Annotated in this window: 6 protein-coding genes and 1 pseudogene; 6 read left to right on the forward strand and 1 reads right to left on the reverse strand. The window is 47.7% G+C overall.

The genetic code is table 11. The features are described from left to right. Positions 1-16 precede the first annotated feature (16 nt). From NG798_RS22340 to cheB, 6 genes are all read left to right on the forward strand, one after another. A complete protein-coding gene (locus NG798_RS22340; protein ID WP_261225920.1) occupies positions 17-2,164 on the forward strand; it encodes a chemotaxis protein CheA in 2,148 nt (715 codons plus the stop codon). Between the two features lie 102 nt (positions 2,165-2,266). Continuing rightward, a complete protein-coding gene (locus NG798_RS22345; RefSeq protein WP_261225921.1) occupies positions 2,267-2,719 on the forward strand; it encodes a chemotaxis protein CheW in 453 nt (150 codons plus the stop codon). 92 nt (positions 2,720-2,811) lie between these two features. Continuing rightward, a complete protein-coding gene (locus tag NG798_RS22350) occupies positions 2,812-4,899 on the forward strand; it encodes a methyl-accepting chemotaxis protein (protein ID WP_261225922.1) in 2,088 nt (695 codons plus the stop codon). 337 nt (positions 4,900-5,236) lie between these two features. Next, positions 5,237-7,618 (forward strand): HEAT repeat domain-containing protein, encoded by a 2,382-nt coding sequence (locus tag NG798_RS22355; protein ID WP_261225923.1) that lies wholly within the window; start codon positions 5,237-5,239, stop codon positions 7,616-7,618. 146 nt (positions 7,619-7,764) lie between these two features. Beyond that, the gene (locus NG798_RS22360; RefSeq protein ID WP_261225924.1) at positions 7,765-8,715 is read left to right on the forward strand and encodes a protein-glutamate O-methyltransferase CheR; all 951 of its coding nucleotides are present in this window, start codon (positions 7,765-7,767) and stop codon (positions 8,713-8,715) included. Positions 8,716-8,891: 176 nt separating this feature from the next. Next, positions 8,892-9,935 (forward strand): chemotaxis-specific protein-glutamate methyltransferase CheB, encoded by a 1,044-nt coding sequence (gene cheB / locus NG798_RS22365; protein WP_261225925.1) that lies wholly within the window; start codon positions 8,892-8,894, stop codon positions 9,933-9,935. A gap of 360 nt (positions 9,936-10,295) precedes the next feature. Here the strand turns inward: cheB and NG798_RS22370 are convergent. Further along, a pseudogene (locus NG798_RS22370) lies at positions 10,296-10,466 on the reverse strand (photosystem II q(b) protein); the annotation flags it as partial.

The following is a 10,466-nucleotide window of genomic DNA, read 5'->3' on the forward strand; positions in this document are numbered from 1 at the left end:
CTAAATAAAAACCGTTGTGGAAACAACCAACACCTCCGATGATTTTTTCGCCAGTTTTTTGGACGATTATTTTGCCGAATGCGAAGAACACTTAACCGCAATACGGCGGAACTTGCTCACCATAGAAGCACAAGCTTTCGCCACCACCGAACGACCAATAATTGACGAATTATTTCGCAGCTTTCACACCCTCAAAGGCTTATCCGGCATGGTAGGACTAAAAAAAGCCGAACGCCTAGCCCACGAAATGGAAAGCTACCTGCGCCTCGTGCGAGAAAACAAAGCCAGACTCAACCCCGTATCTACCGACGCCTTAATCGCCGCAACAAAAACCCTCGAACAAGTCATCGCCAACCGGCGCAACAACAACATCTCCCCAGACATCGAACACACAATCAATCACCTAAAAGCAGCCTTTTCCGAAACCGCTCCACATTCCCAAAACCCCCAACCAAAAACAGCCCCCACCCCACCCCAACAAATTCTTCCCAGCGTTACCTTAAAACCCCAAGAAGAAGAACTCCTCAAAGCCGCCACAGCATCAGGAGGCAGAGCATGGCAATTTGAATTCACACCAGAGACACACCTAGCAGCCAAAGGCATCAATGTCAACAACATCCGCGCTCGCCTTCAAGGCATCGGAGAACTCATACACGGCTCACCCCGCATCAGCACAAACGGCAGCATCGTCTTTGATTTCGTCGTCATCAGCAACCTTCCCTCAACCACCTTTAGCGGCTGGCAAAACGACGGACTTAACTGGATGGCCTATGAACCAGCCGAACCAACCCCAACCGAACAGGCAACAGAAACCCCCCCACCCGTAGAGACAGCCCCCCCGGAAGAACCAATCCAGGCAGAAGAACTTGTCCAGATAGAAGCGCCCCCCTCCACAAGCCAACAAACACCCCCCCTTCCCCCCACCATCGTGCGAGTAGACCTAGCAAAACTCGACGAACTCATGCGGATGGTCGGAGAATTAGTCATCGAGCGCTCCCGACTCACAGAAAACATCCAAAACCTCAAACAAACCCTACCCACAGCCCAATGGCGAGAACTACTGCAAACCAATCTCGCCCTCGAACGCCAACTGCGCGACCTCCGAGAAGGCATCATGCGCGTCCGCCTCGTGCCGGTGGGAGAACTCTTCACCCGGATGCAATTTGTGATTAGAGACTTAATGCGCGACAGCCAAAAAAACATCAGCCTCGAAATGAGCGGTCAAAACACAGAAATTGATAAATTTGTCATCGACCGCATGATCGACCCCCTCCTCCACCTAGTCCGCAACGCCGTCAGTCATGGCATCGAAAGCATCTCCGAACGCATAAAATTAGGCAAACCCCAACAAGGAAAAATCTCCCTTCGCGCCTTCACCTCCGGCGAAATGGTTGTCCTGGAAATCGAAGACGACGGACGCGGTATCGACACAAGCGCCGTCGAACAAAAAGCCAAAACCCAAGGCTTGATTTCCCCCCACACCGAGCTAGATCAAACCACCCTTCTTGAGATCCTCTGCCAATCTGGCTTTTCCACCCGCTCCTCTGTAGACCTAACCAGCGGGCGCGGCATCGGCATGGCAGTTGTTAAAAATACCATTTTTGAACTCGGCGGCTTTTTGGCAGTCCATAGCATTCCCCACTGCGGAACCCGCTTTACCATCCACTTACCCCTGACTTTAGCTATCGCTGACGCCTTGATTATTAAAGCCTGCTCTCAAACTTTTGCCATCCCCCAGTCAGCCGTCCGCGAAGTCCTACAAATTTCACCGGCCTCCCTCAGCCTCATTGAAAATCAAGAAATTTTACCCTACCGAAACGTCCCCATTTCTTTGCTTCGCCTCAACAGCCTCTTTAACTTATCTCCCATCCACAGCGAAAATTTAAACAACGGCAAAACACAAGCTCCTTCCCCAAAACCGCCGACATCCACTCAGTTTTTATCCGTCGTTGTTCTCGGTAACAATCTTACCTCCCTTGCCATTGTTGTTGATCACATTATTGGTTTACGCGAAATAGTCGTTCGCCCCCTCAGCGACCCCTTAATACAAGTAACCGGCATTGCCGGCGCTACCGAACTCGGAGACAAGCGAGTAGTTTTAATTTTAGACCCCCCCGCCTTATTACAACTCAGCCACCGTGCCTTGCTCAGCAGGAATAGGTAACAACTAAGTGTTAATTACTGCTATGATAACTCTTTACTCTCCTGATTTTTTATTTCCCTTGCTAAACGTTCATTATTGACTTTAAAAAAAAGGAGTTTTCCCGTGACCCAAGTAGAAGAAAGTCCCTTACAAACTTATATTTTATTTGAAATTGCCGGCACTACCTACGCCATTCCCACAACCCTTGTCAGGCAAATGGAAATGATAGAAAACATCACCCCAGTTCCCAATGCTCCCCTTTTTGTAGAAGGAGTAGTTTTTTCGCGCGGTCAAGTCATCCCCGCCATCAATTTGCGCTTGAGATTTGGTTTAGAAAAAATAAAACACAACACCGGCACCCGTCTGATAGTAACCCAAATTGGCAACCGCACCTGTGGTTTAATAGCAGATACCGCCAGAGAATTTATATCAATTCCCGACTCAGCCATCCAACCGCCTCCCGACACCATCAAAGAAGCCACAAACAGATATATATCAGGCATAGCCTTTCTCAAAGGACGCACCCTCTTAATTCTCGATCCTCAACAAATTATTAACATGGAAAATACAACTTGAGCAAACAACACTCGCTTCCGAAAACAAACTTAACTAAAAAAGACCTTTAAAAGCAATTAAACTTTAACCCAACCTAATAAAAGGCAAAAATCATGGCTAAGAAAAATCAAAAAAATCGGCAATCAAGCTTCATAGTTCCCGCTCAGAAACAAGAATCAGCTTTGAACAATGTTGCCATCAACAACCTCCAGTCACAAGCTTTAAAAATACAACAAACAGCCCAACAAATCGCCCAAGCCGGCGAGCAAAGCAACCAAGAGATCCTCTCGCAAATTAATAGCCTCAACGAACCGATCAGCAGCATCAGCCAAATGCTAGGTTCTTTAACAGAAACAGCAAGCCAAGCCCAAGGAGTCAGCCACTCCTCAGAACAACTTGTTTCCTCAATCAACGAAATGGCAGCATCCATCGAACAAGTCACCGCCAGCACCGTTGAACTGGCATCCGCTTGTTCGCTCACAGCCGCATCCATTGAACAAACAAGCAAATCCATAAAGCTGACAGACAACACAAGCCAGGAAATGGCAACCTCCGCCACCCAAGTCACCGCCTCGATCACAGAAATTGCCGCCTCGATCAAAAGCGTCAGCCGAGACACCGACTCCCTCACCACATCCATAAACGAAACCGCCGCCTCCATTGAAGAAATCACCCGCTCCATCCAAAGCGTAGCCAGCAGCGCCGACGATCTAACAGGCGCCACCGAAAAAACCACCAGTTCCATCAACGAAATGGGAGCCAGCATCGAACAAGTCCAAGCCACCACAGAAAACCTAGCCGCCTCCATAGAAGAAGTTTCTACCTCCATTGAAGAAATGGCCCGTTCCGTTGGGGGAGTTGCTCAAAATGCCAGCCAAATTACCGATGCAGCCAACGGAGCCGCCAGCAGCGCCACTCAGCTTGATCGTTCGATTCGTTCTGTTAGCACCCTCACCAAACAAGCAGACGAAATCACCCAAAGAGTCCGAAAAGATGCCGAAATTGGCGGTGTCAGCGTTCAAAAAAGCATTCAAGGGTTCAACCGAGTTAGGGATTCGATGGCCCTCTCAGCTTCGGTGATGTCTGATGTCGGCAAACGCACCGGCGAAATCAGTTCTATTGTCGATACGATTAATTTGATTGCCGAACGCACCAACTTGCTATCTTTAAACGCCTCCATAGAAGCTGCACGCGCCGGCGATGCGGGACGAGGTTTCGCCGTTGTAGCCGAAGAAATTCGCAACTTGGCTGATCGAGCCGCCCAAGCCACCTCTGATATTGCAGCGATTATCAAAAGTTTGCAAGAAGTCGTACAAACCGCTGTTAATACTTCTAACGAAGGCTTGCGAGTTGCCGATGAAAGCAGCCGCCTCGCAGAAGAAGGCGCAACCGGCTTAAAAACCATACTCCAAGGCGTTGAAGAAACAACCCAACTGGTTCGACAAATTGCCGTCGCTTCTTCTGAACAACTCGGTGCCGGTCAAAATGTTGTCAGCGCCATTAACACCACCGCTACCCAAGCCAAACAAGTCGCCACAGCCACCAGCGAGCAAGTTAAATCTGTCCAAAATATCCTCCAAACTACCAACCAAATGCGGAAAATAGCTGCTCAAACTACACTCGCCATGAATGAACAAGGACGAGCAGCCCGTGAGATTATTAAAAGCGCTCAATATTCCAGCACCCAAGCTGCACAAGTCCGCCGCGCCACCGCCGAGCAAGCTAACGGAGCCAGCCAAATTTTACAAGCAGTTGAATCAATGCGTCGATCTGCGGGAACGACAGCCCGTGCCCTTGCCGAACAAACCGTCGCCAGCGATCAGATAGCCGCCGAGTCTCAACGTCTCACCCGCTTGATTTCTGGAGTCAGCAAAGCCATGAGCGAACAATCAAGCAGTGTCACCCAAATTACCGCCGCTATCGAAAATATCCGCCGGCAATCTGAGCAAACTGCCAAAGCCATGAGCGAACAATTCACAGCCGTGCGCGAAATGTCGGTTAATATCCACAACATTTCTAAGCAAATCGCTGTTATTACTAATGCTAACCGCGAAAGCAAATCGATTTTAGGCAGCAGCCTCAAAGGATTAGAAACTATCCGACTCGGAACTGAAAATCATAGCGAAAAAGTCAAAAACTCTCAGCATCTTGCCACTAACTTGATCGATATGACTCAAACAATTTTAGATTTTAGATTGTAAAAATCTCTGTTTTTAAGGATGATGAATTTTAGATTTTATCTGAGAGTTTAAACATCCAAATCCTTTAGCGCATTTTAGATATTTTGTCAAGAAATCCAAAGCTGTATAGCCTTCTTGATTCAGACAAAGCACAACTCTTGAGGGCGGGCCTGGAGTCCCGAAGCAAGCCGCCTTATCCCCTCGAAAGCTTCGGTGCAATCTAAAATCCTATCATCCTTAAAAATCTACACTCTCAAATCTAAAATCAAAGATACTAGGTTGGCTCAATCTAAAATCAAAGATATAAACTCTCAAATCCTATCATCGTTAAAAATCGCCTCTTCTAAAATCTAAAATTATGAGTACAGAACCCGATGATAAACAACTAACACTTTATGCCGAACAACTAGCGAACCCTGATGAAGCCGTGCGCTTGCAAACTGTGCGGACTTTGGCTGCTTTATCAGACAACCCTAAAATTCAGCAGTTGCTCTTTGCTGGCTTGGGGGATGCAAGTTGGCGGGTGCGGCGAGCGGTAGTCGAAGTTGTCTCTAAGCACAGCAGCGACATACTTTCAGCCTCGCTGTTGCGCTCCTTAAGAGTTTCTCACCGCAACGCCAGCATTTTAAGCGCGGTGCTAGAGCTTTTTGTTAAGAGCAAGTGCGATGTTATTCCCGCTTTGATAGAAAGCCTGAATGACAGCGATACAGACCTGCGGATATATTCGGCTTTGGCTTTGGGAGAGCAAAAAGACTCTCGTGCTATACCGGCCCTGATCCGAGCCCTCGACGATAGCGATCAAAATGTCCGCTATCATGCCATTGATGCCCTGGGGCACCTCAAAGCAGCAGAGGCAGTTCAACCCCTGACAACCATTGCTCTTTCAGGAGATTTCTTTTTGGCTTTTGCAGCCCTCGACAGTTTGCGACGAATTGGCGACCCGGCTGTGGTTTATGAGCTTGTGCCGTTGTTGGAGGATGAAATGCTCTGTACAGCGGTGGCGGAGACTTTGGGTGAGTTGGGGGATGCCAGCATGGCTAAACCTCTGGGGATGCTTTTTAATAAGCCCAATGCGCCGGTCGATGATCTTCTGATCGCTGTTAACAATCTTTACGAGCGTTATGAAAAAACTTATCAGGAAGGCGGTTATATTGCAGACGTGGTAGGAGCAGCCCTCACTAAAGAGGGGGCAGAAAAACTAATTCAGGCTCTCCGCAACCATAGCAGCCCCCAACTGAGGATTGGTGTTCAGATCCTCAGTCGCCTGAATATTCCAGAAGTCCACCGCACTTTGACGCAGTTACTGGCAAAACCGGCGCTGCGAAGTCCGGCAGTTGAGGCTCTGGTGCGTTATGGCAAGGAAGTTACGCCTTTACTGGTAGAACAATTGCAATCAGATAATACAGAAATCCGCCGTGCAGCCGTGCTGGCCTTGGGCAAAATTGGAGATAGCAGTGCAGTTCCGGCTTTGACAGAGTTGCTGACAAACGACCCTCAAACAACAGTGGTGACTGCCGGGGCGCTGGCGAGTATTGGTGATCGGCGCGCTTTTGATGCTTTGTTATCGCTTTGTGGCCACCCAGAAGCCTCTGTGCGTCAAGCGGTGGTGGGGGCGCTCAATTCGCTTGGTCATCCGGCTATGCTCAATCGGATGGTCGATTTGTTGCAAGATCCAGACCCGCTGATGCGGGAGTCGGCTGTTAAAATTGCTGGGTATTTTGCTTTTACAGAATGTGTGACTTTGCTTTTGGATCGCTGTCACGATGCTGATGAAAATGTGCGGCGAGCGGCGGTTGAGTTGGTTCCTTATATTGAAAATGGGCCGGTGTTACCAACTTTAATTAATGCCTTGCAAAATGACACCCCCAAGGTGCGGGCTGCGGCGGCAAGGGCTTTTGGACAAATTGATAGCTCTTTGGCTTATTCTCACCTTCTCAGTGCTTTGCAAGATTCTGACCCCTGGGTTCGCTATTACGCAGCGCGTTCGCTTGGTTCTTTGGATATTTCCCAAGCTGTCGATCCTTTGGGGGCTGTGGCTAAAAATGATCCAGCCCAGCAGGTTCGGTTGGCTGCTATTGACGCGCTGGGCGTTCTGGGTGGCTACCGGGCGGCGGCTATTCTCGCTCCGCTAACAGAAGCAGAAGCGGATGTTGCTGCGGCTGCTTTGAAGGCTTTGGGAAATATTTCTGAACCCAATTCTCTACCGCCGCTGTTGCGGGCGCTGAATTCTTCTGTGCCGGTGTGCCGCCGATGTGCAATTCGTGCTTTAGGAAAACGTGGCGGGTGCGGGGTTGAGACAACTTTGGCGGATATTGCTACTTTTGACTTTGATACTGAAATTGTCCAGGCGGCGATTGAGGCTTTGGCTTCTTTGGGAACTCCTCTGGCGATTGAGGCTTTGGTGAATTTAATGGCTAACCCCATTCGTAATGCTGATTGTGTGGCGGCTTTGGCTCATCTTCAAGATCACCATATTGAGGCAGTTGGGCGTGGTTTGCTTCACCCGGATGCTGATGTCCGTCGTTCTGTGGTGGAGGTGCTTACCCGCATGAAGCACCCGCGATCATCGGAGTTTTTAATTTCGGCTCTGGATGATAAAGAGCCTGCTGTCCGCTTGGCTGCTGTGATGGGGCTGGAACTTTTGGGTAATCGTTATGCTGAACGAAAGGTGGCTTTATTGGCTTATACTGACCCGGATCTGACTGTCCGCCGTGCGGCTGTGGCTTTTCAATCGCCCTAGAAGTCGATGCCGGCTGTAGGTTTTGAGGCTACTACTCCCAAGGCTAAATGTTTTAATGATTGCTAGGCTCTTTTGTGCTATGGCAATGTCTCGGCTATTTTTCATTCCAAAGATGAATGACGAACTATGAACGATGAACCCTGATTATGAAATATGAAGAAAATTCCAACTTTACTGATAGTACGGTGCTACTGTTGCGGGATTTAATAGAGGAACGAACGGGGATTAATTATGATATTGGGGGGGTAGAAATGCTGACTGAAAAGCTTTTATCTTGCTCTTTGGAAGGGGGCTTTGAGTCTTTGCTTGATTATTATTACTTTTTGAAATATGATTACTCTCCTGATGCTTGGAAGCGGCTTATGGATGCTCTGACGGTTGCTGAAACTTATTTTTGGCGGGAAATGGATCAGATCCACGCTTTGGTTGATGTTTTGGTGCCGGAATATTTCTCCCGCAGCCAACCTCACCCACTGCGGATCTGGAGTGCTGCTTGTGCGAGTGGTGAGGAGCCTCTTTCTATTGCAATGGCTCTTAATGAGAAGGGTTGGTTTTATCGCGCTCCTATTGATATTTATGCTTCTGATGTTAGCCTGAAATCTCTTGATAAGGCTAAGTCTGGTGTCTATACTGAGCGTTCTTTTCGCAATTTACCGGAGTCTTTACAAGAAAAATATTTCTCCAAAACAGAGAAGGATTCCAGCGGCTTTTCTGGGGATGGCTACGGGGCTGGCTCGGCTTCTCCACCGGAATCAAGCTCTTTAAATTCTAGTGTAAAAAAGTTTAATTTTTTAGGAAGCAGTTCAGAAAAAACCTGGCGGGTGTCTGCCGATTTGCACAGCCGTATTCAGTGGCAGCAAGCTAATTTGGTGGATGAGTCGGAGATTAAGTTTTTAGCTTCTTCTCACATTATTTTTTGCAGGAATGTATTTATTTATTTTTCTCAAAATTCTATTCGCAAAACTTTGCGGATGTTTGCTGAGTATATGCCTCAGCGTGCCTATTTATGTGTGGCGGCTTCTGAGTCTTTGTTAAAGCTATCTTCGGAATTTGATCTGAAAGAAATAGGGGGGGCTTTTATTTACGTCAAATCTTAAGAGTTTAATACAAAAATCAACAATTCCAGCTAACGGGCTAAAAATTATATGGCTACTGTTTAGCTTCTGAGCTTCGTTTAGTACCGGCTGGTTCACTCAGTTCTATGCTCGAAGCTAAGAGATTGAAGAACCCGCTCCTACAATGACCTATACCTTGATTAATCAAAAAAAAACTTATGGATCGAGTTGTGCGTGTTTTAGTGGTAGATGATTCTGCCTATATTCGCAAAGTTGTTAAGAAGATGTTATCGCGCAGTCCGTTTATTGAAGTAGTGGGGACGGCTCGTGATGGCCAAGAGGCTCTGGAATTGGTGGAACAACTCCAGCCTGATGTGTTGACTTTGGATTTGATTATGCCGAATATGGATGGTCTTGAGCTTTTGCAAACATTGCGCTTACGCCGGCCTGTCCCAACGATTATTTTGAGTATTGCCAGTGAAACGGGGGAAATGGCTCTTGAGGCTCTGGCTGCTGGTGCGGTTGATTTTGTGCAAAAACCAACGGCTTTGGCAACGGAAAAGGTTTTTGATATTACTGAGGAGTTGATTCAAAAGGTAAAAGCTGCTTCGGTTGTGTCTTTGACAAATTTGCAAAAGGTGATGGGTTCTGTTGCGCCTGCTCCGATGGCACCGTCGGTGATTGGTTCTAAGAAGGTTGATTTGGTGGTGATGGGTATTTCTACTGGTGGCCCTCAAGCTTTGAGTTTTTTGATTCCTCAATTGCCGGCGGATTTGTCTGTGCCGGTGGCGATTGTTCTGCATATGCCGGTGGGTTATACAGAATTATATGCGAACCGACTTAATGAAATTTGCTCTCTTAAGGTGGTTGAGGCTAAGGATGGTGTGCCGGTTTGTCCGGGTGTGGTTTTGGTTGCACCGGCTGGCCGGCATTTAAAGTTTGTTCGTCAGCCTGATGGTACGGTGGTGACTCTTTTGGAGGCGCGTCCTTTTGATACTCTGCACCGGCCTAGTGTGGATGTGTTGTTTCAATCGGCGGCTGAGGTATATGGGGAGCGGGTTTTGGGGGTGGTGATGACGGGGATGGGTAGCGATGGTAAGCAGGGGGCTGCTTGGATTAAATCGGCTGGTGGTACTATTTTTACTGAGGCTGAGGAGACTTGTGTGGTTTATGGGATGCCTCGTTCTGTGTTTGAGGCCGGTTTGAGTGACCAGGTTATTCCTCTTGAGCAAATGGCGCCGGCGATTCTTGATATGTTATGAGGTGTGGGGGATTGGTGTTTGGGTTCTTTCGGTCTGCGGGCTTTGTCTGTGTTAATTCCTCTGGGAGTTGTGATCCCATTTTTTCAAATTAATTTAATGCCTAATTCACGCAAACTTCACATCTTCCACTACACCATTCAGAAAGCAATTGAATTAAGACTCTGGTGAGGCGAGAATGAGATTTTTTGTGTGAAATTTTTGGAATTGCTTCGTTTTTAATTAATTCGTAAGTTACATCGTCTATACAGTCGAACTCCAATTAACTTACAACAAAAACCAACAACACAAAAGGCGCCCCCCATTTCTGGAGAGCGCCTTTTGTAATTATTCAGTTTTTGAGAGTCTAGCCCTCATAAAACCCTAGCCCTTGATAGAAGGAGCCTCAACAGAAGCCAAGTCAAGAGGGAAGTTGTGAGCATTACGCTCGTGCATTACTTCCATACCCAAGTTAGCGCGGTTGATAACATCAGCCCAGGTATTAATAACACGACCTTGAGAGTCGATAACAGACTGGTTGAAGTTAAAACCATT

The sequence above is a fragment of the Ancylothrix sp. D3o genome, assembly GCF_025370775.1.
In the GTDB taxonomy this organism is placed as follows: domain Bacteria; phylum Cyanobacteriota; class Cyanobacteriia; order Cyanobacteriales; family Oscillatoriaceae; genus Ancylothrix.